Here is a 25,000-nt window from a genome sequence, read left to right as displayed (position 1 = left end):
TGTCGGGCGGCACGGTCCGCGGAGGGGGCTGGGCGTGGGACTGCACCACCGTTTCGGGCACGCGGACCTGCTGCGGTGCCGGTTCGCGCTGTCGCCGGCGTGGGAGACGCAGGAGGCGGTCCGGACCCTGAGCCGCCCGGACCGGCAGGGCTACCACCTGCCGTGGCTCCGGCGGATCCGGGCCGCCGCCGACGGGCTGGACCTGCGGCCGCTGTGGCTGCTGATGCCGCGCCGGGGGCACAGCGCCGACTTCGTCTGCCCGCCGCCGAGCGGACCGGGGGTCTCCTTCGAGGAGGAGCTGGCGGTGATCCGCGCGGCCGATCCGGAGGCCGCGCGCGAGGACATGCGCAGGTCTCTGGCCTGTACGCCGGGTGCGCTCGACAGCGACCTGGGCCGGTACCTGCTGGCCGATCCGGCGCGGGCGGTGCGTGAGCTGGCGGACCTGATGGAGCGGGCCTGGGCCGTGCTGGTCGAGCCGCACTGGCCGCGGCTGAGGGCCCTGCTGGAGGCGGACGTCCTCTTCCACACGCGGCGCCTCGCCGCGGGCGGGCTGGACTCGCTCTTCGACGGCCTGCACCCCGATCTCTCCTGGGACGCGCCCTCGCTCACCCTCACCATCGAGCGGCCCAGCCACCACGACCGCGTCCTGGGCGGCCAGGGGCTGCTGCTCATGCCGAGCGCCTTCGTCTGGCCGGGGATCGCGGGCGGCTTCGACCCGCCGTGGCAGCCGACCGTCGTCTATCCGGCCCGCGGCGTCGGCGCCCTGTGGTCCCCGGCGGGCGGGGACACACCGACCGCGCTGGCCCGGCTGCTGGGCCGGGGCCGGGCGGACGTGCTGTGCGCGCTGGAGGAACCGGCGTCCACCACAGCGCTGGCGCTCCGCCTGGGCCTTGCCCCGTCCACCGTCTCGGCGCACCTGGGGGTGCTGCACGCGGCGGGCCTGCTGATCTCGGCCCGACGCGGCCACCAGGTGCTCTACGAACGCACCCCGCTGGCCATCGCCCTCACGACGGGGGACGCCTCCGCCTGACCGCCAGGCACGGGCCGGGCCGGGCCGCACGGGCCGAGGTACATCGGCCGGGTCGCACGGCCCGGGGTGCGTCGGCGAGACCGCGCGGGCCGGGGCCCACCGGACGGAGTCGCGCAGGCCGGTCGCGCAGGCCGGTCGCCCGGGCCGGGGGACACGGACGGGTCGCGCAGGCGGGTCGCCCGGGCCGGGGGTGCGTCGGCCAGGTCGCACGGCCCGGGGTGCGTCGGCCGGGCCGCGCCGGCGAGGCCGCACGGGCCGGGGCCCACCGGACGGAGTCGCGCAGGCCGGTCGCGCAGGCGGGTCGCCCGGGCCGGGGGTGCGTCAGCCAGGTTGCGCAGGCGGGGTCGCACAGCCCGGGTGCGTCGGCCGGGCCGCGCCGGCGAGGCCGCACGGGCCGGGGCCCACCGGACGGGGTCGCGCAGGCCGGGTCGCACGGGGCGGGGGTGCGTCGGCCAGGTCGCGCAGGCGGGGTCGCACGGCCCGGGGTGCGTCGCCAGGTTGCGCCGGCGAGGCCGCGCGGGCCAGGGGCACACCGGACGGGTCGCGCAGGCCGGGGGACACGGACGGGTCGCGCAGGCCAGGGCGCGCCAGGCGGGGTCGCAGCGGCGGGGCCGCGCGGGCGGTGTGGCACGGCCGAGTCGACTGTCTGCCATGTCACCATATGCCGGCCATGCGGCGTCATGGTCCGCCGCCCGGCCCTTCGTCCCGAGGAATCCGGATGCCACCCGTCGCCGCCAGGCCCGCCGCCGTCCTCGGCCTCCTCCTGCTGCTCGCGGCGGCCCCCGCCTGCACCACGGCGCCGGAGCCCGGGCCGCGCCCGCCCGCGGCCGGTCCGGAGGCCCCGGCCGCTCCCAACGGGACGTCCCCGTTCTGGGTGGACCCGGGCAGCGAGGCCGCCCGGCAGGTCACTGCGTGGGAGGCGACGGGCCGCTACGACGACGCCCAGGCGCTGCGCCGGATCGCCGAGCGGCCGGTCGCGCTGTGGGGGCGGCCGGGCGACCCCGGCCCTGGGATCCGCCGGGCCCGCGCAGGCGCGAAGGCCGCCGGGCGGACCCTGGTGCTCGCCGCGCACAACCTCCCGCACCGCGACTGCGGGAAGCCGCCGGCCGGGGGCGCCGCCGACGCCGGGGCCTACCGCCGCTGGATCGGCGCCTTCGCCGACGCGATCGGCGACGCCCGCGCCTTCGTCGTCCTGGAGCCGCACGCCGTCGCGCACACCGTCGACGGCTGCGTGCGCGCAGGACAGCGCGCCGAGCGCTACCGACTGCTCTCCGAGGCCGTCGACCGGCTGAAGAAGAACCGCAACACGAAGGTCTACCTGGACGCCGGCGGTCCGGGGTGGGTCCGCGATCCCGCGGACCTCGCCGGCCCGCTCCGCGAGGCGGGCCTCGACCGCGCCGACGGCTTCGCCCTCAACGTCTCCGGCTACCAGCCGGACGCGGCCGTCCGAGCCTACGGCGCCGAGCTCTCCCGCGCGGTCGGCGGCAGGCACTTCGTCGTGGACACCGGCCGCAACGGCGCGGAGCCGCCGCCGGGCGACAGCACACAGGCCGCCTGCAACCCTCCGGGCCGCGCCCTCGGCATCCCGCCGACCGACCGGACCGGCGACCCGCTCGTCGACGCGTACCTCTGGGTGAAGCGGCCCGGCGAGTCCGACGGGACCTGCCGCGGAGGCCCCGCAGCCGGCACCTGGTGGCCCGAACAGGCCCTGGGCCTGGCCCGCCGCGCCCACGACTGAGCACCGCCACGCCCGCCCCGGACACCGGCAGGGCCAACCCGGGGCGGGGTCGGCGGTTCAGCCGCGGGTGCCGCGCCGCAGTCCGTGGCGTACGGCCCGCTGGCTCAGCGGCCCCAGCCCCTCCAGTACGGCGGCCAGTCCGGCGAGCTGCTCCAGGGCGTCGAACGCCCGGCCGGCGCCCTGCGCGTCCACCGACTCGTACAGCTCGATGCCGACGAAGGACGCCGCGGTCGCGCGGGCGAGCCCCGCGGGGTCGGCGAACCCGTCCAGCGGGGTCGCCGCGAGCAGCCGGGTGAGCACCCGCTCCAGCTCCTCGATCCACAGGCCGAGTCCGGCTGCGGTCGCGGCCGCGAGGGCGGGCGAGCTCTGCCCGGCGGCCAGCACCTGCCCGAGCATGGCGACGTGCCCGGCCTCCCGCTCCTCGGTGTGCATCGCGCGGGCGAACTCGACGAGTTCGGCGAGGCTGTCCAGCCCGGCGAGCCGGTCGCGGTAGCGGTCCACCCGCTGTTCGGCGCCGTACCGGCAGGCGGCGGCGAGCAGTTCGTCGACGGAGCCGAAGTGATAGAAGATCAGGCCCTGGCCGACTCCCGCGGTGGCCGCGATGGTACGGGCCGAGGCCTTGGCGATGCCCTGCTCCACGAGTGTGCGCAGGGCTCCTTCGAGGAGCTTGTCCTTGGTGGCGGCGCTCACGCCCGGGCCTCCTCGCGGACCGGCCGCAGGTCCCGGCGGACCCCGTGCGTACGGACGTCCACGTACCGCGCGGTGAAGGAGCCCTCGTAGCCGAAGAGCGGTCCGAAGCGGCGGTTGGCGACCCGCACCCGGATCCGGAACCGGCCGGTGGCGTCGTCGAAGGACTCGCGCACCTCGGCGTCGCCGCCGATGAGGTCGGGGACGCGGACGTCGACGGGGCCCTCGCGGAAGCGGTGCTCGCCGGAGCGGATGAGCAGCGAACCGTCCGGCTCGGCGCTCATGTGCAGGTCGCTGGCGAGGTGCTGGTGCGTGCCCAGGTAGTCCAGGACGCAGTCGCGCTCGGGGCTGTGGACCATGGTGGCGTCGAAGCGGTGCGGTCCGCCGGGCAGCCGGAAGGTCCGTACGAAGGTGACGGTCTCGCGCCCGTAGGAGTCGAGGTAGGGCAGGTTCTCGATGACGAAGGGGACGTCGCGGCCCTGGCGCGGCACCAGGATGTTGCGCGTCCCGCCGAGCCGGAGGAAGGGCTTCACGAAGCTGCCGCCGTGCCAGATCCGGTCCATGGTCCCGCGGCCGACGCAGCCCTCGCCGCTGTCCAGGCCGACCGAGAAGCGGCGCCGGATCTGCGGGTGCAGACGGTCGAAGTCGGCGCCCATGTGGGCCTGGAAGATGGAGGTCATGACGGCTCCAGGGTGGTGAGCAGACGGGGTGCGGCGACGGGGGTGCGGCCGGGCGGGGTGCGCAGGCAGCGGCGGGCGGCCGGGGTGCCGGGCAGCGGCGGCAGCAGCACCGCGGCGGCCAGGACGGCCAGGGCCACCGCGGTGGGGGCGTACAGCAGGGCGGCCGCGGACAGCAGGGCGCGCAGGGCGCACTCGCCGACGGCCCGGGCGAGGGCGAGTGGGGGCGGGGTCCCGCGTTCGCACCACAGCCGCAGCCTGTCGAAGGACCAGGCGGTGGCCCAGCCCATGAGCGGCCGCAGGACGAGCCGGTCGGCGAGCGCCCCGAAGCGGCCCCAGCGGGGCCGGTAGTCGTAGCCGGTGAGGAAGCGGATGCCGTCGCCGTCCGGGACGTAGCGCCAGTAGCCGCTGCCCTCGGCGAGCAGCGAGAGCGGGTGGTCCGAGGCGAACCGCAGGGCCGACACCCTGGTCCCGTCGGGCCGGCGGCGCTCCCCCGCGGAGACGCCGGTCCCGTAGACGGAGACGAAGGGCAGTACGCGGGTCGCGTACCGGAACCGCTGCGGCTCGCCCTCGGACCGCGGGAGGTGGTCGATGGAGGTGAACCTCAGGTCCCACCGCTGGTGCCGGGCGGGATCCTGGCTGCGTTCCCACAGCTCGTCCATCCCGGCCCGGACGAACGTCTCGACGTACAGCCCCAGCCCCATGCCGGTCCCCCGCTCCCGCGTTTTGAGCGTTCGCTCAACCCGCACCCTAGAGGAACTTGAGCGATCGCTCAACGGGGCCCCTGCGGGGTGCTCGGCGGGCCGCTCGGCTCGCCGCCGTTGCCGGGCTCCGCCCGGCATACGGAGACGTGAAAGCGCCCCCGGCCGGGCAGGCCAGGGGCGCTTCGGGGGCGGAGGTCAGCCCTGCGCGAGGTGGCGCTCCACCGTCTCCACCTTCGAGGTGATGCCGTCGGTGACGCCGGGGCGGATGTCGGCCTTCAGGATGAAGGAGACGCGGGGTGCCCGCTCCTCGACGGCGGCCACCGCACGGCGGATCACGTCCATGACCTGGTCCCACTCACCCTCGACGGTGGTGAACATGGCGTCGGTGCGGTTCGGGAGCCCGGACTCGCGGACCACGCGGACCGCGTCGGCGACGTACTCGCCCACCTCTTCACCGACCCCGAGCGGGGTCACGGAGAACGCGACGATCACGCCTGGGCCGCCTCGCGCGCGACGCGGGCCGCCACCACGCTGTCCGCCTCTTCCCGCTTCAGCAGCTTGTCGCCGTACAGGCCGCCCAGGGGCACCACCGAGAGGACGAAGAAGAACAGGGCCTTCTTGAACGGCCACTTGGCCTTGTACCAGACGTCCAGCAGCAGCACCGAGTAGACCATGAACAGGAACGCGTGCAGCAGACCCAGCGGCATCAGCAGGTAGTCGATGTCCGAGACCCGGCTCAGCAGCGAGCCGAAGATCAGCAGGGCCGGGAACGACAGCGCCTCCGGCACGGAGACGAGGCGCAGGCGGTGCAGGGCGGAGGCGGTCTTGATGTCCACGTGGAACCTTCGGTGGTGGAGGCCAGGGTCCCTCCCAGTGTCTCAGCCGCTTTACGGGATCTTGACCCGGCCCCTCCCTCCCGGACCGCGCCGGGAGGGACCGGGAACGCTCCCAAACGCCCGGGTGTGTCATATATCCGGCCACGGGACCCTGTTCGGGTCCGCCCGCTGCCGATAACGTCTCCCCGTGGCTCAGTTCCGACTCCAAGGCAGCAAGGTGCTGGCCGTCGACCTGACCGGGGACGCCGTGAAAGCGAAGAACGGCTCCATGGTCGCGTACGACGGGCAGATGGCCTTCAAGAAGATGACCGGCGGTGGCGAAGGCCTCCGCGGCATGGTGACCCGCCGGCTGACCGGCGAACAGATGACGGTGATGGAGGTACAGGGACACGGCACCTGCTTCTTCGCCGACCGGGCAAGTGAGATCAATCTGGTCAACCTGCACGGCGAGAAGCTCTACGTCGAGTCCAGCAACCTGCTGTGCACCGACGCCGGCCTGCGGACCGGCACCACCTTCACGGGGCTGCGCGGCGCGTCGACGGGCAACGGCCTGTTCACCACGACCGTCGAGGGATCGGGCCAGGCGGCCATCATGTCCGACGGTCCGGCCGTGGTGCTGCGCGTGAGCGCCCAGTACCCGCTGTCCGTGGACCCGGGGGCGTACATCGCGCACACCGGCAACCTCCAGCAGTCCTTCCAGTCCGGTGTGACCTTCCGCACACTGATCGGCGAGGGTTCGGGCGAGGCCTTCCAGATCCGCTTCGAGGGCGAGGGCCTGGTCTACGTGCAGCCCAGCGAGCGCAACACCGTCGGGGGCGACGTCTGATGCCGTTCCGCGAGATCAACTCGAAGATGGTCGAGGCCCAGGTTGTCCCGGGCCAGAAGATGTTCAGCCAGCGCGGCGCGATGCTCGCATACCGCGGCGACGTCTCCTTCACCCCGAGCCTGACGGGCGGTCAGGGCGGGGTCATGGGCATGATCGGGCGCCGCGTGGCGAACGAGCAGACCCCGCTGATGGCGGTCGAGGGCAGCGGCACCGTGATGTTCGGCCACGGCGGCCACCACATCCAGGTGATCAACCTGACGGGCGAGACCCTCTACGTCGAGGCGGACCGGCTGCTCGCCTTCGACGGCACCCTCCAGCAGGGCACGATGTTCATGGGCTCCCAGGGCGGGGTCATGGGCATGGTCCGCGGCCAGGTGACGGGCCAGGGCCTGTTCACCACCACCCTCAAGGGGCACGGCTCGGTCGCCGTGATGGCCCACGGCGGGGTCATCGAGCTCCCCATCACCCCGAACCGGCCGATCCACGTGGACCCCCAGGCCTACGTGGCCCACCACGGGGACGTCAGGAACAAGCTCTCCACCGCCCTCGGCTGGCGGGACATGGTGGGGCGCGGCTCGGGCGAGGCGTTCCAGCTGGAACTGTCCGGCCAGGGCGCGGTGTACGTACAGACCTCCGAGGAGAAGCTGTGAACTTTGGCCCCGTGATGGGCGGGCCGGGCGGCCCGACGGTCTTCGACCCGTACACGCTGCCGTCCGACGACAACGTGAACGCGTACACCTTCTGCGTGGAGCTCAAGGGGAGCCAGTGGTTCCTGCAGAAGGGCAAGATGATCTCGTACTACGGGCGCATCGAGTTCAACGGCATCGGCAACGGGCGCTTCGACCGCCTGCTGCGCACGAGCTTCCACTCGCCGCTGCACGCGAGCGACTGGGTGGTCGCGGAGGGCCAGGGCAAGATGCTGCTGGCCGACCGGGCCTTCGACGTGAACTCCTACGACCTGGAAGACGGCAACCTGACGATCCGCTCGGGCAACCTGCTGGCCTACCAGCCCTCGCTCGCCCTGAAGCAGTCGATCGTCCCGGGCTTCCTGACGCTGATCGGCACCGGGAAGTTCGTGGCGGCCTCCAACGGGCCGGTGGTGTTCATGGAGCCGCCGCTGCGCGTGGACCCGCAGGCACTGGTCGGATGGGCGGACTGCCCGTCTCCCTGTCACCATTACGATCACGGCTACATGTCCGGCGTGATGGGCGGACTGCGCTCGCTGACCGGCATCGGGGGCACCTCGGGCGAGGAGCACCAGTTCGAGTTCGTCGGAGCCGGCACCGTACTCCTGCAGTCCTCGGAGATGCTGATGGCGGAGCAGTCGGTCGGCACGGTGGGTGCCGGGGCGGCCGCGGGGAACGCGCAGGGCGTGCCGGGTGCCGGCCAGGGGCCTCTGGGGCAGGTGGGCGTGCCGCGGATGCCGGGGCAGCTGGGGGACCTCCAGCGCCGCTTCGGGCTGTGACGTTTTCGGGACTTCCGACCTTTGTACGCAATTCAACTTTTTAGGTAGAGTTCATTCATGGAGACCATGGAGACCGAGACGGCCACGCGCTGGCTGACCGACGCGGAGCAGTGCGCCTGGCGTACCCACCTCGACGTCAGCAGGCTGCTCATGCACCAGCTGGAAAAGGATCTCCAGCCCTTCGGACTCACCAACAACGACTACGAGATCCTCGTGAACCTCTCGGAGTCGCAGGACCACCGGATGCGGATGAGCGATCTCGCGACCGCCACCCTGCAGTCCAAGAGCCGGCTGTCGCACCAGATCACGCGCATGGAGACGGCGGGCCTGGTCCGCCGGGTCAACTGCGAGTCCGACCGGCGGGGCCTGTACGCGGTCCTCACCGACGAGGGCATGGACACCATGCGCAAGGTCGCCCCGCACCACGTGGCGTCCGTCCGCCGGCACTTCATCGACCTGCTGCCGCCGGAGGCCCTGGCGGCGCTGCGCGCCTCGCTGACGCCGGTGGCGGAGCACCTGCGCGGCACCCGCGGCAAGGCCTGAGACCGGGCGCCCGGCGCGCCCCGCGGGGCGTCAGGCCGGACAATGGGCGTTATCCGCCCGCTGCCGGCCGCGCCGGGCGACCATGAGCGCCACGGCCGGCCCGAGGAGGTCCAGCCATGATGCGTGCGAGGTACGTCTGTGCGGCCGCGTCCGCCGTCCTGATCGCCGGCGCTCCGGCGACCGCCGCCGCGGTGTCCGCCGACGGGGTCCGCGCCGACGCGGCGAGAACCGTCTCCGCGGCCCCCGTCCTGCGCGTCGACACGACGGCGCAGGGGGCTGCCGCGGCGGCCCTGAAGCACTACCCGGGCGTGGTCGAGTCCGTCGACAAGGACGGCTCGGTCTGGCATGTCGACGTCGTCGCCAAGGACGGCAAGGGCCATGCCGAGCTGGAGGTCTCCGCCGCCGGCGCCGTCACCGAACGCAACCGCGACACCGGCGGGAACGCCGCGGAGAACAAGGCCCTGGTCGACGGGAAAGTCACCGCCGAACAGGCCATGAAGGCGGCCCTGGCCGCGCACGCCGGACAGGTCACCACCGTCGAATGGGACGACGACGACAACGCCGCCTCCTGGCACGTCGAGATCCAGGGCGAGGACGGCAAGACCTGGGACGCCCAGGTGGACCCCGCCACGGGCAAGGTCACCGGATCCGGCTCGGACTCCGACTCCGACTCCGACTCCGACTCCGACTCCGACGGCAACTGACGCCGGCCCGCCCGGGTCCCGACGCCCTCAGGACTCCGTCAGCGTCGCCAGGAGGGCGTCGGCCGCCGCGTAGGGGTCGAGGTCGCCCTCGGCGACCCTGGCGGCCAGCGCGCCCAGGTGCGCGTCCCCGTGAACGTCCGCCATCCGCGCGCGCAGCGCCGTCACTGCGATCGTCTCGACCTCCCGCGCGGCCCGCGCCGCCCGCCGCTCGGCGAGCACCCCGCGCTCGTCCATCCACGCCCGGTGCTTCTCCAGCGCCTCGACGACCTCGTCGATGCCCTGGCCGCGGGCCGCGACCGTCTTCACGATCGGCGGCCGCCAGTCGTTGCGGCCGCGCGCCTCACCCAGCCCCAGCATGTGGTTCAGCTCCCGGGCGGTCGCGTCCGCGCCGTCCCGGTCGGCCTTGTTCACCACGTACACGTCGCCGATCTCCAGGATCCCCGCCTTCGCGGCCTGGATCCCGTCGCCCATCCCGGGCGCCAGCAGCACCACCGAGGTGTCGGCCTGCGAGGCGATCTCCACCTCCGACTGCCCGACGCCGACCGTCTCGACCAGGATCACGTCGCAGCCGGCCGCGTCCAGCACCCGGATCGCCTGCGGCGCGGCCCACGCCAGGCCGCCCAGGTGGCCGCGGGTGGCCATGGAGCGGATGTAGACCCCGGGGTCCGAGGCGTGGTCCGACATCCGCACCCGGTCGCCGAGCAGCGCACCGCCCGAGAAGGGCGAGGACGGGTCGACGGCGAGGACGCCGACGCGCTTGCCGGCCTTGCGGTAGGCGGAGACCAGCGCCGACGTCGAGGTCGACTTGCCGACGCCCGGCGACCCGGTCAGGCCGACCACGTACGCCCCGCCCGTCAGCGGGGCCAGCGCGGCCATCACCTCGCGCAGCTGCGGGGACGCCCCCTCGACCAGCGAGATCAGCCGGGCCACCGCCCTCGGCCTGCCCTCACGCGCCTGGGCCACCAGCTGGGGGACGTCCACCGCCGTCATACGTGCTGCGCTCCTCGGTTCTCGTACGGGATACGTGGGGGCCGCCGGGCCCGGTGCGCCCGGCGGCCGGGCCGCCTACTTGGCGACGCGCACGATCAGCGCGTCACCCTGGCCGCCGCCGCCGCACAGGGCGGCCGCGCCGACCCCGCCGCCGCGGCGCTTGAGCTCCAGCGCCAGGTGCAGCACCACACGGGCGCCGGACATGCCGATCGGATGGCCCAGGGCGATGGCGCCGCCGTTGACGTTCACCTTTTCCGGGGTCACGCCCAGGTCCTTCATTGACTGCACGGCGACCGCGGCGAAGGCCTCGTTGATCTCGATGAGGTCCAGGTCGGAGACCTCCAGGCCCTCCTTCTTCAGGGCGTGCAGGATCGCGTTGGACGGCTGCGACTGCAGGGAGTTGTCCGGGCCGGCCACGTTGCCGTGGGCGCCGATCTCCGCGATCCACTCCAGGCCGAGTTCCTCGGCCTTCGCCTTGCTCATCACGACCACGGCGGCCGCGCCGTCGCTGATCTGCGAGGAGGTGCCGGCGGTGATCGTGCCGTCCTTGGCGAAGGCGGGACGCAGCTTGCCCAGCGACTCCGCCGTGGTCTCGGGGCGGATGCCCTCGTCGGTGGAGAAGATCACCGGGTCGCCCTTGCGCTGCGGGATCTCGACCGGGGTGATCTCGGCCTCGAAGACGCCGTTCTTCTGGGCGGCGGCGGCGCGCTGGTGGGAGGTCGCGGCGAACTCGTCCTGCGGAGCGCGCTCGATGCCGAGGCGGGTGTTGTGCTTCTCGGTGGACTCACCCATCGCGATGTTCTCGAAGGCGTCGGTGAGGCCGTCGTAGGCCATCGCGTCCAGCATCTCGATCGCACCGTACTTGTAGCCCTCGCGGGACTTGGGCAGCAGGTGCGGGGCGTTGGTCATCGACTCCTGGCCGCCCGCGACCACGATGTCGAACTCACCGGCGCGGATCAGCTGGTCGGCCAGCGCGATCGCGTCGAGGCCCGAGAGGCACACCTTGTTGATGGTCAGGGCGGGGACGTTCATCGGGATGCCGGCCTTGACCGCCGCCTGGCGGGCGGGGATCTGGCCCGCGCCGGCCTGGAGCACCTGGCCCATGATCACGTACTGGACCTGGTCGCCGGAGATCCCGGCCCGCTCCAGCGCGGACTTGATGGCGAAGCCGCCGAGGTCGGCGCCCGAGAAGGACTTCAGCGAGCCGAGCAGCCGCCCCATGGGCGTGCGGGCCCCGGCGACGATCACGGAAGTGGTGTTGTTCGATCCGGACATGAGGCACAGCCCCTTGGATGAGGAGTGAACGAGGGTTTACGTGAATGTACTGGGCGGTACCGCAGCGGTCACCGGGCAGCCGGTGTGATCGCGCGCACGTTGCGTGACGACCCCCTTCGGCGGTGCACTGTCCCCATGCTGACAAGAATCGACCACATCGGGATCGCCTGCTTCGACCTGGACAAGACTGTCGAGTTCTACCGTGCCACGTACGGCTTCGAGGTGTTCCACACCGAGGTCAACGAGGAGCAGGGTGTCCGCGAGGCCATGTTGAAGATCAACGAAACCTCGGACGGCGGCGCCTCCTACATCCAGCTCCTGGAGCCCACCCGCGAGGACTCCGCGGTCGGCAAGTGGCTCGCCAAGAACGGCGAGGGCGTGCACCACATCGCCTTCGGCACCGAGGACGTCCACGGCGACTCCGAGGCCATCCGCGGCAAGGGCGTCCGCGTCCTCTACGACCAGCCCCGCACCGGTTCCATGGGGTCCTCGATCACCTTCCTGCACCCCAAGGACTGCCACGGAGTCCTCACCGAACTGGTCACGTCGAACCCCGACCATTGATGGACCACTGATGGCCCGATTCCCCGGCCGGTAGAGTGGCCATGGCTCGGCCGGGGTTCGGTGCGGAGAGGGTCGGGGCCTGTGACCCCTGCCCCGGTATCTGACACCATTCCCCCGGGGGCGTCGTTCAGCGGGCGAGCGATGCTCATTGGGAGTGAGCTTGCGACCAGGGGACGGATGGGACCGCGCTGTGCGGGGCTACGAAAGCCAGGAGAGCCATCAGGCCGAGGCCGACCATCTCTCGCGCTTCGAGGCCGAGATGGAGCGGCTGAAGAAGGAGCGCGGGAAGGCCGTCCAGCACGCTGAGGACCTGGGCTACCAGGTCGAGGTGCTGCGCGCCAAGCTCCACGAGGTACGCCGGGCTCTGGCGTCCCGTCCCGCCTACGACGGCGCGGACATGGGCTACCAGGCGGAGCAGCTGCTCCGCAACGCCCAGATCCAGGCGGACCAGATGCGCTCCGACGCCGAGCGCGAGCTGCGCGACGCCCGGGCGCAGACCCAGCGCATCCTCCAGGAGCACGCCGAGCACCAGGCACGCCTGCAGGCCGAGCTGCACAGCGAGGCCGTCAACCGCCGCCAGCGCCTGGACCAGGAGCTCAACGAGCGCCGGCAGACCGTCGAGGCCCACGTCAACGAGAACGTGGCCTGGGCGGAGCAGCTGCGCGCCCGTACCGAGGCCCAGGCCCGCCGCCTCATGGAGGAGTCCCGCGCCGAGGCCGAACAGTCGCTGAACGCGGCCCGCGCCGAGGCCGCCCGGGTCGCCGAGGAGACCCGGCGCCGGATGGCCGCCGACGCCGAGGCCGCCCGCGCGGAGGCCGAGTCCACCCTGCTGCGCGCCCGCAAGGAGGCCGAGCGCCTGCTGACGGCCGCCTCCACCCAGGCCCAGGAGGCCACCCAGCACGCCGAGCGGCTGCGCTCCACCACCTCCGCCGAGGCCGAGCAGACCCGGCAGCAGACCCTGGACCTCGGCCGGATCGCCGAATCCCGGGCGCAGGAGGCCGAGTCCGCGCTGCGCGAGGCCCGCGCCGAGGCCGAGAAGGTCCTCGCGGAGGCCAAGGAGAGCGCGGCGCGCCAGCTCGCGTCGGCGGAGTCCGTCAACGAGCAGCGCACCCGCACCGCCAAGGAGCAGGTCGCCCGGCTGGTCGGCGAGGCCACCAAGGAGGCCGAACTCCTCAAGGCCGAGGCCGAGCAGGCCCTGGCCGACGCCCGCGCGGACGCGGAGAGGGTCCGCGCCGAGGCCGGCGACAGCGCCCGTACGGCCGCCGCCGAGGACATGGCGGCGCAGCTGGCGAAGGCCGCCCGCACGGCCGAGGACGTCCTGAACAAGGCCTCGGAGGACGCCCGGGCCACCACCCGGGCCGCGTCCGAGGAGGCCGACCGGATCCGCCGCGAGGCCGAGGCCGAGGCCGACCGGCTGCGCCTCCAGGCGGCCGCGACCGCCGACGAGCTCAAGGGCGCCGCCAAGGACGACACCGAGGAGTACCGGGCCCGCACGGTCGAACTCCAGGAGGAGGCCCGCCGCCTGCGCGGTGAGGCCGAGCAGCTGCGCGCGGAGGCCGTCGCCGAGGGCGAGCGGATCCGCGGCGAGGCCCGCCGCGAGGCGGTCCAGCAGATCGAGGAGGCGGCCAAGACCGCCGAGGAACTGCTCGGCAAGGCCAAGGCCGACGCGGACGAACTGCGCTCCGGGGCGACCACCGAGAGCGAACGGGTCCGCGCCGAGGCCGTCGAGCGGGCCGCGGCCCTGCGCAAGCAGGCCGAGGAGACCCTGGAGCGGACCCGCACCGAGGCCGAGCGGATCCGCTCCGAGGCCGAGGAGCAGGCCGAGTCGGTCCGCGCCGAGGCGGACGCGGCGGCCCTCGCACGCCGCGAGGAGACCGAGCAGGCGCTGGCCGCGAAGCGGGCGGAGGCCGACGAGGAGCTCGTACGGCTGCACACGGAGGCCGAGACCCGGCTGACCACGGCCGAGCAGACGCTGCGCGACGCCCGTCTCGCGGCGGAGAACATCCGCCGCGAGACGAGCGAGGAGAACGACCGGCTGCGCGCGGAGTCGGCGGAACGCATCCGCACGCTCCAGGCGCAGTCCGAGCAGGAGGCCGACCAGCTGCGCACGGAGGCGGCGCAGGACGCCGGCCGGGTGCGCGCCGAGGCCGAGCAGGTGGCCGTACGGCTGCGCGGCGAGGCCGAGGCGGAGGCCGAGCGCGTGCGCGCCGAGGCCCAGGAGACCGCCGACCGGCTGCGCGCCGAGGCCAAGGCCGCGGCGGAGCGGGTCGCGGAGGAGGCCGCCGAGGCGCTGGCCGCCGCCCAGGAGGAGGCCGCCCGGCGCCGCCGGGAGTCCGAGGAGACCCTGGCGTCGGCCCGCACCGACGCCGACCAGGAGCGGGCGCAGGCCCGCGAGCAGAGCGAGGAGCTGCTGGCCGCGGCCCGCCGCCGCTCGGAGGAGGCGCAGGCCGAGGCGGCCCGCCTGACCGAGGAGGCCGAACGCCGCGCGTCCGAGCTGGTGTCGGCGGCCGAGGCCACCGCCCAGCAGGTGCGCGACGCCGTGGCCGGGCTGCACGAGCAGGCCGAGGAGGAGATCGCCGGTCTGCGCAGCGCCGCCGAGCTCGTGGCGGAGCGTACGCGGACGGAGGCCGAGGAGGAGGCCGCCCGGGTCCGCGCCGACGCCCACGCGGAGCGGGAGCGGGCCACCGAGGACGCGGGGCGGATCCGCACCCAGGCGCGTGCGGAGACGGACGCGGCGAAGGCCCTGGCGGAGCGGACCGTCGCCGAGGCGATCGCCGAGTCGGAGCAGCTGCGCACCGACACCGCCGAGTACGCCCAGCGGGTGCGTACCGAGGCCACCGACGCGCTGGCCGCGTCCGAGCGCGACGCCGCCCGTACCCGTGCCGACGCCCGCGACGACGCCAACCGCATCCGCGGCGAGGCGGCGGAGTCGCTGGAGGCGGCGCGCGCCGAGGGCGCCCGGATCACGGCCGAGGCCGCGGCGGAGGCCGAGCGGCTCACCGAGGAGACCCTGGCGTCGAACGCGGCGACGGTCGCCGGCGCCGAGGCGGAGGCCGAGCGGATCACCGGCGAGGCGGCACAGGCCGCCGAGGCCGCCCGTGCCGAGGCCGCGGCCACGCTGGACGAGGCCCGGGCCGAGGGCAACCGGCTGCGTACCGAGGCCGCGGAGCAGGTCGACCGGCTCATCACGGAGGCCTCGGCGGAGGCGGACCGCCTCATCGAGGAGACCCGCGCCGCGAACGCGGCCACCGTGGGCGAGGCGGCGGCGGAGGCCGAGCGCCTCACCACCCAGGCGGCACGCCTGAAGTCCCAGGCGGCGGAGACCCTGGCGAGCGCCGAGCGGGACGCCGCGAAGATCATGGTCGACTCGCGTGCCGAGGGCGACCGGCTCATCGACGAGACCCGCGTGGCCAACGAGGCCACGGTCGGCGAGGCGGCGGCGGAGGCGGAGCGGCTGCGCGCCGACGCGGCACGGGTGCTGGACGACGCCCGCGCGGAGGGCGGCCGGATCATCGGCGAGGCCACCGCGGAGGCGGACCGTGTCACGGCCGCGGCCGGCGAGACGCTGGCCGGCGCCGAGCGGGACGCCGAGCAGGCGCTGGACGAGGCGCGCGCCGAGGCGAACCGGCTGCGCACCGAGGCGGCCGAGCAGGCGGACCGGCTCATCGCGGAGGCGGCGGCCGAGGCCGACAAGCTCACCGAGCAGACCCGCAAGGACAACGAGCGCACGGTCGGCGAGGCGGCGTCCGAGGCGGAGCGGCTGCGCGCCGACGCGTCGGAGGCGCTGTCCTCGGCGCAGGAGCACGCGGCCCGCACCCGGTCGGAGGCCGAGCGGGTCAAGGCGGAGGCCGCCACCGCGGCGGAGCGCCTTCGCGCGGAGGCCCGTACGGAGTCCGAGCGGCTGCTGGACGAGGCCCGCGAGGAGGCGAACAAGCGCCGCAGCGAGGCCGCGGAGCAGGTCGACCGGCTCATCACGGAGGCGGCGGCCGAGGCGGACAAGCTCACCGCCGACGCGCAGGCGCAGGCCCTCGCCGCCACCACGGCGGCCGAGGAGCAGGCCGACGCGATGGTCGCCGCGGCCCGCAAGGAGGCGGCACGGATCACCTCGGAGGCGACCGTCGAGGGCAACTCCCTGGTGGAGAAGGCCCGTACGGACGCCAACGAGCTGCTGGTCGGCGCGCGCACGGACGCGGCCGCCATAAGGGAGCGGGCGGAGGAGCTGCGCGGCCGCGTCGAGGGCGAGGTCGAGGAGCTGCACGAGCGGGCCCGCCGGGAGTCGGCCGAGCAGATGAAGTCGGCCGGCGAGCGCGTGGACAAGCTGGTGCGCGCGGCGACCGAGCAGAGCGTCGAGGCCGAGGCGAAGGCCAAGGAGCTGCTGTCGGACGCGAGCAGCGAGGCGAGCAAGGTGCGCATCGCGGCGGTCCGCAAGGCGGAGGCGTTGCTCAAGGAGGCCGAGCAGAAGAAGGCCGAGCTGGCCCGGGAGGCCGAGAAGGCGCTGGCGGAGGCCAAGGCGGAGGCCGAGCGGCTGGTCGAGGAAGGCCGTCGCGAGCTGGAGGTCCTGGTCCGCAGGCGGCAGGACATTCAGGGGGAGATCTCCCGTGTCCAGGACGTTCTTGAGGCGTTGGAATCATTCGAGGCGCCTTCGGGCGGCGGGAAGTCCGCGGTCGGCAGCCAGGGAGCGGGGGGCGCCAAGGCCGGAGTGACAGCGGGATCCACTCGTTCGGGTGGTAAGTCGTCAGAGGGCTAGCCAAGAGATCGGGGATGTGTGCACCTGATGAAGGTTCAGGCGAACGGGTGACAAGCAATCCGCCGCCTTGCCACTCAAAAGGGGTGTCATTGTCCAGATCAAACGCGGATTGACTCGATGACACGCCGTCTGGGCGCCTAGGATTCCCCTTAACACCTCACGTAGCACCTCATCGGTCTCATTCGACAGGAACCCCATGAGCGACACTTCCTCCCCCTTCGGCTTCGAGCTCGTGCGGCGTGGTTATGACCGCGGTCAGGTGGACGACCGCATTACCAAGCTGGTCTCCGACCGCGACAGCGCCCTTGGACGTATCAACTCTCTGGAAAAGCGGATCGAGGAGCTGCACCTCGAAACGCAGAACGCCCAGGCCCAGGTGAACGACGCCGAGCCGTCGTACGCGGGTCTCGGCGCCCGGGTCGAGAAGATCCTTCGGCTGGCCGAGGAGGAGGCGAAGGACCTGCGCGAGGAGGCCCGTCGCGCGGCCGAGCAGCACCGTGAGCTCGCCGAGTCGGCCGCCCAGCAGGTGCGCAACGACGCCGAGTCGTTCGCGGCGGACCGCAAGACGAAGGCGGAGGACGAGGGCGTCCGCATCGTCGAGAAGGCCAAGGGCGACGCCGCCACCCTGCGCGCCGAGGCCCAGAAGGACGCGGCCTCCAAGCGCGAGGAGGCCGACGCGCTGTTCGAGGAGACCCGCGCCAAGGCCGCCCAGGCCGCCGCCGACTTCGAGACCAACCTGGCCAAGCGCCGTGAGCAGTCGGAGCGCGACCTGGCCTCCCGTCAGGCGAAGGCCGAGAAGCGGCTCGCGGAGATCGAGCACCGCGCCGAGCAGCTGCGCCTGGAGGCCGAGAAGCTGCGTACGGACGCCGAGCGCCGGGCCCGCCAGACCGTGGAGACCGCGCAGCGCCAGGCCGAGGACATCGTGGCCGACGCCAACGCCAAGGCGGACCGCATCCGCAGCGAGTCGGAGCGCGAGCTGGCGGCGCTCACCAACCGTCGCGACTCGATCAACGCGCAGCTGACCAACGTCCGCGAGATGCTGGCGACGCTCACCGGTGCGGCCGTCGCGGCGGCCAACCCGATCGTGGACGACGAGCCGGTCAGCCGCGGCGTCCCGGCGCAGCAGAGCCGCTGAACAACAGGCGTTACCTGCTGGTAGCGAACAGAGCCTGATCGAGGGCCCTATGTCACTCTTTTGAGGTGGCGTAGGGCCCTCGGGCGCTCTAGCGTGGCCGCATGATCGAGCTTGAGGGCCTTACTAAACGATTCGGCGCGAAGACCGCCGTGGACAACCTCAGCTTCCAGGTCAGACCGGGGGTGGTGACCGGCTTCCTCGGCCCCAACGGGGCCGGCAAGTCGACCACCATGCGCATGATGCTGGATCTGGACAATCCGACCAGTGGTGCGGTCCGGATCTACGGGAAGCGCTACCGGGACCTCCAGGAACCGCTGAAGCACGTCGGGGCGCTGCTGGACGCGAAGGCCATGCACGGTGGCCGCACCGCCTACAACAACCTCCTCTGCCTGGCCCAGTCGAACCGCATCCCGGAGCGGCGGGTCGGCGAGGTGCTGGACCTGGTGGGGCTGACGGCCGTGGCCAGGAAGAAGTCCAAAGGTTTTTCGCTGGGCATGGGGCAACGGCTGGGAATCGCCGCCGCATTGCTGGGCGACCCGCAGATCCTCATGTTCGACGAACCGGTCAATGGTCTGGATCCCGAGGGCATTCTGTGGATCCGCAATCTGATGAAGGGCCTGGCGGCAGAGGGGCGCACGGTCTTCGTGTCCTCCCACCTGATGAGCGAAATGGCCCTGACCGCAGACCATTTGATCGTCATCGGACAGGGAAGACTACTGGCCGATACCTCTATGGCTGATTTCATTCACCAGAACTCCCGCAGTTACGTCCGCGTGCGCTCGCCGCAGCAGGAACAGCTCAAGGACATCCTGCACGAGGCCGGGATCGGCGCCGTCAGCGCCGGCGCCGACGGCGCGCTGGAAGTCGACGGCGCGGGCGCGGAACAGCTCGGCGAGCTGGCCGCCCGGCACCAGGTCGTGCTGCACGAACTCAGCCCGCAGCGGGCTTCACTGGAGGAAGCGTTCATGCGTATGACGGCGGACTCCGTCGAATACCACGCCCACGCACCGGGCACACCCGGCGCACCCGGCACGGCCGCCGACAACCCGGCCCGGCCGGCCGACGTCCCCGCCTGGGGCGCCGGCTTCGACTCGGCGCGCAAGGGCGGGCAGTGACCATGGCCCTCTCCGCCGTCCTCACCTCCGAGTGGACCAAGATCCGTACCGTCGCCTCCACCAGCTGGACGCTCGCCACCGCGTTCCTGGTGACCGTGGCCATGGGCGCAGGTCTGTGCGCCGTGGTCAACGCGACCTTCGACTCCATTCCGGAGCCGGAACAGCTCGCCTTCGACCCCACCCAGATGAGCTTCTCCGGGATGCTCTTCGGCCAGGTGGCCGTGCTCATCTTCGCGGCCATGGTGGTCGGCAGCGAGTACAGCACCGGCATGATCCGCAGCTCCCTCGCCGCCGTGCCGGTCCGCGGCTCCCTGCTGCTGGGGAAGCTCACCGTGGCCACCGCCCTCACCCTGGTGGTCGGCCTCGCGACCGGGTTCCTGTCCTTCTTCGTCGGCCAGGCCCTCCTCGGCGAGCACGCCACCACGCTCGGCGAGGAGAACGTCCTGCGCGCGGTGATCGGCGTCGGCCTCTACATGGCACTGCTCGCGCTGTTCGCCATGGGTGTGTCGATGATGCTGCGCAACACCGCCGCCGCGATCTCGATCCTGATCAGCTTCGTCCTGATCCTTCCCATCGTCCTCAGCGTGGTCGACGCCACGCGCAAGATCGCCTACTACCTGCCCAACCAGGCCGGCTCGGCGATCATGCAGACGGTGTCCTCCCCCGTCGGTCCCTCGGACGCGCCCTACGGCCCGTGGGGCGGGCTCGGGATCATGCTCCTGTGGGTGGCCGCCTCCGTCGCCGGGGGCTGTCTCGTCCTCAACAAGAGGGACGCCTGACGGCCGGCCCCTCCGGAAGGACTACGGGTCGTACCAGGGTCGGTCTCGGGGACGGGTCAGGGATCCGGCCCGGGACGGAACCGTAGGATCCTCGCTATCCTCTTAACCCTTACACGGGCGAAAGTCGTCCCGGCCTGGTAAGGGGCAGCAAGATGATCGAGGCAGTCGGCCTGACCAAGCGCTACGGCGCGAAGACCGCCGTCGACCAGTTGTCCTTCCAGGTCAAGCCGGGTCACGTGACGGGCTTCCTGGGGCCCAACGGCTCCGGGAAGTCCACGACCATGCGCATGATCCTGGGCCTCGACCGGCCCACCTCTGGTCATGTCACGATCAACGGCCTCCCCTTCCGGGAGCTGCCGAACGCCCAGCGGCACGTCGGGGCCCTGCTCGATGCCAAGGCCGTCCACGGCGGCCGCCGGGCCCGCACCCACCTGCTGTCCATCGCCCAGCTCTCCGGGATTCCGGAGAAGCGGGTGGACGAGGTGCTGGCCGTCGTCGGCCTCAAGGACGCGGCCCGGCAGCGCACGAAGGGCTTCTCGCTCGGCATGGGCCAGCGCCTGGGCATCGCCACGGCGCTGCTCGGCGACCCCCAGGTGCTCCTGTTCGACGAGCCGGTCAACGGGCTCGACCCCGAGGGCATCCTCTGGGTCCGCAACCTGATGCGCCGGCTCGCCGCCGAGGGCCGCACCGTGTTCGTCTCCTCGCACCTGATGAGCGAGATGGCCCTGACCGCCGACCACCTGATCGTCATCGGCCGCGGACGGCTGCTGGCCGACATGGGCACGCAGGATTTCATCGCGCACAACTCGGCCGGATTCGCTCGGGTGCGTGCGGCCGACACCGATCCGGATGGCCGGGAGAAGCTGGGAAGGGCCCTCGTCAAGGCGGGCGGACGGGTCCTCCAGGAGCCCGACGGAGCACTGCGCGTGACCGGCCTGGAGCTGCCCGGCATCTCCGACCTCGCGCACGCGGCCGGCGTACGGCTGTGGGAGCTGTCCCCGCACCGGGCCTCGCTGGAGGAGGCGTACATGCGGATGACCCAGTCCGCCGTCGAGTACACCTCCACCGAGGACCCGCGGGCCGAGCTGTGGGAGCAGGACCCGCTGGCCCTCCCGGCCTGGGAGGACGGGCCGGCGGCCCCGGAGGTCCCGCAGGCGGGCTTCTTCGCCCCGCCGCCTCCCGGGGCGGGCGGGAAGCCCTTCCTGATGCCCAGCAAGCCCGGCGAGCTCGCGAGCACCGCCAAGGACTCCGCGGAGGACCCCCGATGACCCCGACGACCGCGACGCCGGATCAGCCGCGGACCTACAGCTCTCCGCTGCCCACCCCGCGGCCGCACCTGGGGCACGCCCTCGCGTCGGAGTGGACCAAGCTGATCTCGATCCGCTCCACCCTGTGGACGCTGGGCGCCCTCGTGGTGACCGTCGTCGGCATCGGGCTGCTCTTCGTCGCCCAGACCGTGGACCGGGACTACGAGTCCATCTCCTTCACCACGCCCGCCCTCTTCGGCCTGATGGTCGGGCAGGTCGCGGTGATGGTCCTCGGTGTGCTCACGATCGCCTCGGAGCACGCCACCGGCCTGGTGCGCACCACGTTCACCGCCGCCCCGGACCGCTTCCGCGTGCTCACCGCGAAGTACCTCGTCTTCAGCGCCACGGCCTTCGTCGTCACCGCGCTGTCCGTCTTCGTGGTCGGGATCGCCGCCATGCTCGCCCACGGCGGGTCCGCGGCCGGCCCGCACGCGGCGCGCGAGTGGCTGGGCGCCCTGGCCGGCTGCCTCTACGTGACCCTGCTCGGGGTGCTCGCGCTCGCGATCGGCGCGCTCGTGCGGCACTCGGCGGGGGCGATCGCCGTCATGCTGGGCGTGGTCACGCTGCCGCCGGTGTTCGGGGCCATGCTCATGATCTGGGAGCCCGTGGCCCCCGTCGGGGAACTCGTCCTCCAGCGCAACGTGCCGGTGGCGCTGAGCCAGCTCTTCGGCATGCAGGAGGGCGGCGACCTCGGCCCGGCGCCGAGCGACCTCTCCCAGGTGCTGATCATCCTGCTGGTCACGGGAGCGGCCGTGGCCGCCTCCTACGCCATGGTCGGCCGCCGGGACGTCTAGTGCTGCGACCGTGAAGGTTCACCGGGTCACGGCGCCCGGTACAGCACCTCGCGGCGTTGTCGGACCACGCAGGTACGTCCGGTACGGGCCGTGGCCCTCCGCCTTGCGATGCACCGCACCGGACACCGCGCCCCGGCAAACCTTTCCGGCCACAGCACTGGGCAGAGTCCGGCCCGGCCCCGCCGGGGTCAGTACCTCGGCGCGTTGCGGGACCGCTGCACCTTCGTGGTGCGGCGGTCCTTCGCGTTCCAGCAGGCCTTGTGCCAGTGCCGCCGGTCGTCCACGCCGCCGTACTCGGGCCAGGCCACCAGGTGCGGGGTGCCGGAGGGGATCTCCTGGTCGCAGCCGGGGCAGCGGTAGCGCTTGCCCGCCGCGCTCGCGCCCGCGACGTGCCGGACCTTCCAGTCCTCGCCCTGGTACTCCTCGGTGCGCTCCAGCCCGAAGCGGTCCAGGCCGCTCCCCGGGCGCTCGTCCGGCGTCTCGCCGCCCCTGCGGCGGTTGTTGCGCGGTGACACGTATACCTCACGGATGGGGTGACGGCAGTGACTTTCTTCCAGACTACGCGCAGCGAGGCCGGGTACCCGCAGGGTGTCTACGGGCGGTCGGACCGATGGCCGGGACTGGCCCGACAATCCCAATAACTTTCGTGTCAGCCCGTGCCTTTGGCACGTGTCAGACGTTGTTGCCATAGGAAGAACCGGTCCACCTGGGGGAGGCCGCGTCAGCCGCGAGGAGGATGAAGGCGATGCGCGTAGGAGCGTTTGTACTGGCGGCCCAGTTCCCGGGCCAGGGACAGGGTGAGGCACTGCACCGGGCGGTGCGGACCGCCGAGGTGGCGGAGGAGGCCGGGCTGGACTCCGTCTGGCTGGCCGAGCACCACTTCGTCCCGTACGGCGTCTGCCCGTCGGCGGTGACCCTCGCGGGGCTGCTGCTGGGCCGGACCCGACGGCTCCGGGTGGGTACGGCCGTGAGCGTACTGCCGAGCGCGCACCCGGTCGCCCTGGGCGAGCAGGCGGCGCTGCTGCACCTGGCCTCGGGGGGCCGCTTCTCTCTCGGGGTGGGGCGCGGCGGGCCGTGGGTGGACCTGGAGGTCTTCGGCGGCGGTCTGGAGGCCTACGAGAAGGGCTTCCCGGAGTCCCTGGACCTGCTGCGGCGGTGGCTCACGCAGGCGCGGGTCGGCGCCGCCGGCGAACGGTACGCCTTCCGCGAGGTGGCGGTCGTACCGCGGCCGTCGGAGGCCCTGGACGGGGACGGGTCGGGGCCGGAGGTGATCGTGGCCTGCACCTCGCCCTCGTCGGTGCGGATGGCCGCGCGGCGGGGCCTGCCGATGCTGCTGGGCATGCACTGCGGGGACGAGAACAAGGCCGAGATGGTCGCGCTGTGGCGCAGCACGGCACTCGCGGCGGGCCACTCCCCCGAGCACGTGGCCGCGGCCGGGCACGTGTCCGCCGGGGTGTGCCAGATCGCGGACAGCGCCTCGGACGCGCGCGAGACCCTGCTGAAGTCCATGCCGGGCTGGCTCAAGCTCGGCCTGGACGCGCACGTGACCGTGGACGGCCGCGTGCGCGCGATGCGGGATCCGCTCGCGTACACGGAACTGCTCTGCGACCTGCACCCGGTGGGCACCCCTGAGCTGGCGGCGGACCGGCTGGCGGCCACCGCCGCGCGCACGGGCATCACGCGGTTCGCCCTCCTGACGGAGGGTTCGGGAGATCTCGCCGCGACGGAGGAGAACGTACGACGGCTCGGCGCCGAAGTCCTGCCCCGTCTCGGCCGAGATCTACCGGCTCCGGCCCTGCTCAGCAGTCCCGCAGTTCCGGCGACTGGTTGAGCAGCTGGCCGCGGATCGAAGTGAACTTGGCCAGCCGGTCGTCCACCGAGGGATCCAGCGGGAAGACCGCCACCCGGTGGCAGTTCTGGAATGCCAGGCGCACTCCGAAGTGCCGCTGCAGCGCACCGCGTATCGCGTCACTCGCGAGTGCGCGCAGCAGCTGCCCACGCGCCTGCTCGTCGGGCGGCGGCGTCTGGTTGTCGGCGAACTGGCCGCCGTCCACCTTCAGCTGGGCCACCAGCGAGCTGATCATCTCCCATGCGAAGGGCAGGGAGGTCCGGACGCAGTCGACGAAGGCGGCTTCGTCGACCTCGCCTCGCTCGGCCTGTTCGAGTAGGGCCGGTGAGACGTCGAGCGACATGGGTTCTCCTCTCGCGACCCCGGCTGACTGGTTGCCGGAGCCTTACGGGCAGGGAAGGAGATCGCGACGCAGAGTGCACGCTCGACGACCTCCCGCTCACCACGGTAGGCGCCCCATGGGTGACGCACCAGGAGAATGCGCATACAACGCGCCATCGGCGAACGGGGCTTTCAGGGGCGAATCGCGTGGAGGGCCGTAGGTCGAGTAGCGTTGCCGACCATGCGTCTCGTGATTGCCCGCTGCTCCGTCGACTATGCGGGCCGCCTCACCGCCCATCTGCCCTCGGCACCCCGTCTCATCCTCGTGAAGGCCGACGGCAGTGTCTCGATCCACGCGGACGACCGGGCGTACAAACCGCTCAACTGGATGTCGCCGCCGTGCACCCTCAAAGAGGGGAGCGGTGACGACGCCGGTGTGTGGACGGTCGTCAACAAGGCGGGCGAGAAGCTCATCATCACCATGGAAGAAGTGCTCCACGACTCCTCCCACGAGCTGGGCACCGACCCGGGGCTGATCAAGGACGGCGTGGAGGCGCACCTCCAGGAGCTGCTCGCCGACCGGATCGAGACGCTGGGCGACGGCTACACGCTGATCCGGCGTGAGTACATGACGGCGATCGGCCCGGTGGACATCCTGTGCCGGGACGCCTCGGGCGCGACGGTGGCCGTGGAGATCAAGCGGCGCGGCGAGATCGACGGCGTGGAGCAGCTGACCCGCTACCTGGAGCTGCTCAACCGGGATCCGCACCTGGCCCCGGTCCGGGGCGTCTTCGCCGCGCAGGAGATCAAGCCGCAGGCGAAGGTGCTGGCGACGGACCGCGGGATGGACTGCGTGGTGCTGGACTACGACGCCCTGCGCGGCATCGAGGACGACAAGCTGCGCCTGTTCTGAT

Annotated in this window: 25 protein-coding genes; 16 read left to right on the top strand and 9 right to left on the bottom strand. The window is 72.9% G+C overall.

From position 1 onward, the window contains the following. Nucleotides 1-34 precede the first annotated feature (34 nt). Complete coding sequence (locus tag BSL84_RS23155) at nt 35-1,030, top strand: ArsR/SmtB family transcription factor (protein ID WP_030032693.1); 996 nt, start codon at nt 35-37, stop codon at nt 1,028-1,030. Between the two features lie 718 nt (nt 1,031-1,748). Further along, nucleotides 1,749-2,768 carry a glycoside hydrolase family 6 protein gene (locus tag BSL84_RS23150; RefSeq protein ID WP_075971037.1) on the top strand — a complete coding sequence of 340 codons (1,020 nt, stop codon included), beginning with the start codon at nt 1,749-1,751 and terminating at the stop codon, nt 2,766-2,768. A gap of 57 nt (nt 2,769-2,825) precedes the next feature. Here BSL84_RS23150 and BSL84_RS23145 read toward each other — a convergent pair whose 3' ends face one another. The 5 genes from BSL84_RS23145 to BSL84_RS23125 form a co-directional block, all read right to left on the bottom strand. After that, complete coding sequence (locus BSL84_RS23145; RefSeq protein WP_075971036.1) at nt 2,826-3,458, bottom strand: TetR/AcrR family transcriptional regulator; 633 nt, start codon at nt 3,456-3,458, stop codon at nt 2,826-2,828. Beyond that, nucleotides 3,455-4,135, bottom strand: coding sequence for a DUF4166 domain-containing protein (locus tag BSL84_RS23140; RefSeq protein ID WP_030032638.1), 681 nt, complete (start codon nt 4,133-4,135; stop codon nt 3,455-3,457). Before BSL84_RS23140 ends, BSL84_RS23145 begins: the two co-directional genes overlap by 4 nt. Beyond that, nucleotides 4,132-4,830: a hypothetical protein gene (locus BSL84_RS23135; protein ID WP_075972196.1), complete on the bottom strand. Its 699-nt coding sequence runs from the start codon at nt 4,828-4,830 to the stop codon at nt 4,132-4,134. Before BSL84_RS23135 ends, BSL84_RS23140 begins: the two co-directional genes overlap by 4 nt. Nucleotides 4,831-5,031: 201 nt before the next feature. Further along, nucleotides 5,032-5,328, bottom strand: coding sequence for an MTH1187 family thiamine-binding protein (locus tag BSL84_RS23130; RefSeq protein WP_030030824.1), 297 nt, complete (start codon nt 5,326-5,328; stop codon nt 5,032-5,034). Next, the gene (locus BSL84_RS23125; RefSeq protein ID WP_030030825.1) at nt 5,325-5,672 is read right to left on the bottom strand and encodes a DUF3817 domain-containing protein; all 348 of its coding nucleotides are present in this window, start codon (nt 5,670-5,672) and stop codon (nt 5,325-5,327) included. The genes BSL84_RS23130 and BSL84_RS23125 overlap by 4 nt, the downstream gene beginning before the upstream one ends. 187 nt (nt 5,673-5,859) lie before the next feature. Between BSL84_RS23125 and BSL84_RS23120 the strand changes: the two genes are divergently transcribed. The 5 genes from BSL84_RS23120 to BSL84_RS23100 all read left to right on the top strand — a co-directional run bounded on the left by BSL84_RS23120 (nt 5,860) and on the right by BSL84_RS23100 (nt 9,210). Further along, a complete protein-coding gene (locus BSL84_RS23120) occupies nt 5,860-6,498 on the top strand; it encodes an AIM24 family protein (RefSeq protein ID WP_045321215.1) in 639 nt (212 codons plus the stop codon). Further along, complete coding sequence (locus BSL84_RS23115) at nt 6,498-7,148, top strand: AIM24 family protein (RefSeq protein WP_075971035.1); 651 nt, start codon at nt 6,498-6,500, stop codon at nt 7,146-7,148. Before BSL84_RS23120 ends, BSL84_RS23115 begins: the two co-directional genes overlap by 1 nt. Nucleotides 7,149-7,162: 14 nt before the next feature. Continuing rightward, a complete protein-coding gene (locus BSL84_RS23110; protein ID WP_075971034.1) occupies nt 7,163-7,963 on the top strand; it encodes an AIM24 family protein in 801 nt (266 codons plus the stop codon). A 66-nt stretch (nt 7,964-8,029) separates the two neighbouring features. Continuing rightward, nucleotides 8,030-8,506: a MarR family winged helix-turn-helix transcriptional regulator gene (locus BSL84_RS23105; protein ID WP_030030829.1), complete on the top strand. Its 477-nt coding sequence runs from the start codon at nt 8,030-8,032 to the stop codon at nt 8,504-8,506. Between the two features lie 116 nt (nt 8,507-8,622). Then, the gene (locus BSL84_RS23100) at nt 8,623-9,210 is read left to right on the top strand and encodes a PepSY domain-containing protein (protein ID WP_075971033.1); all 588 of its coding nucleotides are present in this window, start codon (nt 8,623-8,625) and stop codon (nt 9,208-9,210) included. A 27-nt stretch (nt 9,211-9,237) separates the two neighbouring features. Here the strand turns inward: BSL84_RS23100 and meaB are convergent, their stop codons facing one another. Next, on the bottom strand, nt 9,238-10,200 hold the full coding sequence (gene meaB, locus BSL84_RS23095; RefSeq protein WP_045321213.1) for a methylmalonyl Co-A mutase-associated GTPase MeaB: 963 nt from the start codon (nt 10,198-10,200) through the stop codon (nt 9,238-9,240). A gap of 75 nt (nt 10,201-10,275) precedes the next feature. Further along, nucleotides 10,276-11,475, bottom strand: coding sequence for an acetyl-CoA C-acetyltransferase (locus tag BSL84_RS23090; RefSeq protein WP_030030806.1), 1,200 nt, complete (start codon nt 11,473-11,475; stop codon nt 10,276-10,278). 135 nt (nt 11,476-11,610) lie between these two features. On the opposite strand from BSL84_RS23090, the gene mce reads away from it, so the two are divergent. The 7 genes from mce (at nt 11,611) to BSL84_RS23055 (ending at nt 21,916) form a co-directional block, all read left to right on the top strand. Then, on the top strand, nt 11,611-12,039 hold the full coding sequence (gene mce, locus BSL84_RS23085; RefSeq protein WP_030030807.1) for a methylmalonyl-CoA epimerase: 429 nt from the start codon (nt 11,611-11,613) through the stop codon (nt 12,037-12,039). Nucleotides 12,040-12,229: 190 nt separating this feature from the next. Then, the gene (gene scy / locus BSL84_RS23080; protein ID WP_045321212.1) at nt 12,230-16,786 is read left to right on the top strand and encodes a polarized growth protein Scy; all 4,557 of its coding nucleotides are present in this window, start codon (nt 12,230-12,232) and stop codon (nt 16,784-16,786) included. 196 nt (nt 16,787-16,982) lie between these two features. Continuing rightward, nucleotides 16,983-17,921, top strand: a complete 939-nt coding sequence (locus tag BSL84_RS23075) for a cellulose-binding protein (protein WP_030037152.1) — start codon at nt 16,983-16,985, stop codon at nt 17,919-17,921. Between the two features lie 101 nt (nt 17,922-18,022). After that, nucleotides 18,023-19,036, top strand: coding sequence for an ABC transporter ATP-binding protein (locus tag BSL84_RS23070; protein ID WP_075971032.1), 1,014 nt, complete (start codon nt 18,023-18,025; stop codon nt 19,034-19,036). Between the two features lie 2 nt (nt 19,037-19,038). Continuing rightward, nucleotides 19,039-19,815: an ABC transporter permease subunit gene (locus BSL84_RS23065; protein ID WP_030037148.1), complete on the top strand. Its 777-nt coding sequence runs from the start codon at nt 19,039-19,041 to the stop codon at nt 19,813-19,815. 152 nt (nt 19,816-19,967) lie between these two features. Then, nucleotides 19,968-21,083, top strand: a complete 1,116-nt coding sequence (locus BSL84_RS23060; protein ID WP_030037146.1) for an ABC transporter ATP-binding protein — start codon at nt 19,968-19,970, stop codon at nt 21,081-21,083. Continuing rightward, on the top strand, nt 21,080-21,916 hold the full coding sequence (locus BSL84_RS23055; protein WP_030037144.1) for an ABC transporter permease: 837 nt from the start codon (nt 21,080-21,082) through the stop codon (nt 21,914-21,916). The genes BSL84_RS23060 and BSL84_RS23055 overlap by 4 nt, the downstream gene beginning before the upstream one ends. A 188-nt stretch (nt 21,917-22,104) precedes the next feature. Here the strand turns inward: BSL84_RS23055 and BSL84_RS23050 are convergent, their stop codons facing one another. Next, nucleotides 22,105-22,431, bottom strand: a complete 327-nt coding sequence (locus BSL84_RS23050; protein WP_030037143.1) for a hypothetical protein — start codon at nt 22,429-22,431, stop codon at nt 22,105-22,107. A 230-nt stretch (nt 22,432-22,661) separates the two neighbouring features. On the opposite strand from BSL84_RS23050, the gene BSL84_RS23045 reads away from it, so the two are divergent. Then, nucleotides 22,662-23,747 carry an LLM class flavin-dependent oxidoreductase gene (locus BSL84_RS23045; RefSeq protein ID WP_045321211.1) on the top strand — a complete coding sequence of 362 codons (1,086 nt, stop codon included), beginning with the start codon at nt 22,662-22,664 and terminating at the stop codon, nt 23,745-23,747. Here BSL84_RS23045 and BSL84_RS23040 read toward each other — a convergent pair. Continuing rightward, nucleotides 23,716-24,108: an SCO5389 family protein gene (locus BSL84_RS23040; RefSeq protein WP_030037139.1), complete on the bottom strand. Its 393-nt coding sequence runs from the start codon at nt 24,106-24,108 to the stop codon at nt 23,716-23,718. The genes BSL84_RS23045 and BSL84_RS23040 overlap by 32 nt on opposite strands. A 219-nt stretch (nt 24,109-24,327) precedes the next feature. Between BSL84_RS23040 and nucS the strand changes: the two genes are divergently transcribed. After that, nucleotides 24,328-24,999 (top strand): endonuclease NucS, encoded by a 672-nt coding sequence (nucS, locus tag BSL84_RS23035; protein ID WP_030037138.1) that lies wholly within the window; start codon nt 24,328-24,330, stop codon nt 24,997-24,999. The last annotated feature ends 1 nt before the right edge of the window (nt 25,000 follow it).

Origin of the sequence: Streptomyces sp. TN58, assembly GCF_001941845.1 — a bacterium.
Classification (GTDB): domain Bacteria; phylum Actinomycetota; class Actinomycetes; order Streptomycetales; family Streptomycetaceae; genus Streptomyces.
Note: the sequence above shows the minus strand (reverse complement) of the source record. Positions and strands in the feature narration are given on the sequence as shown.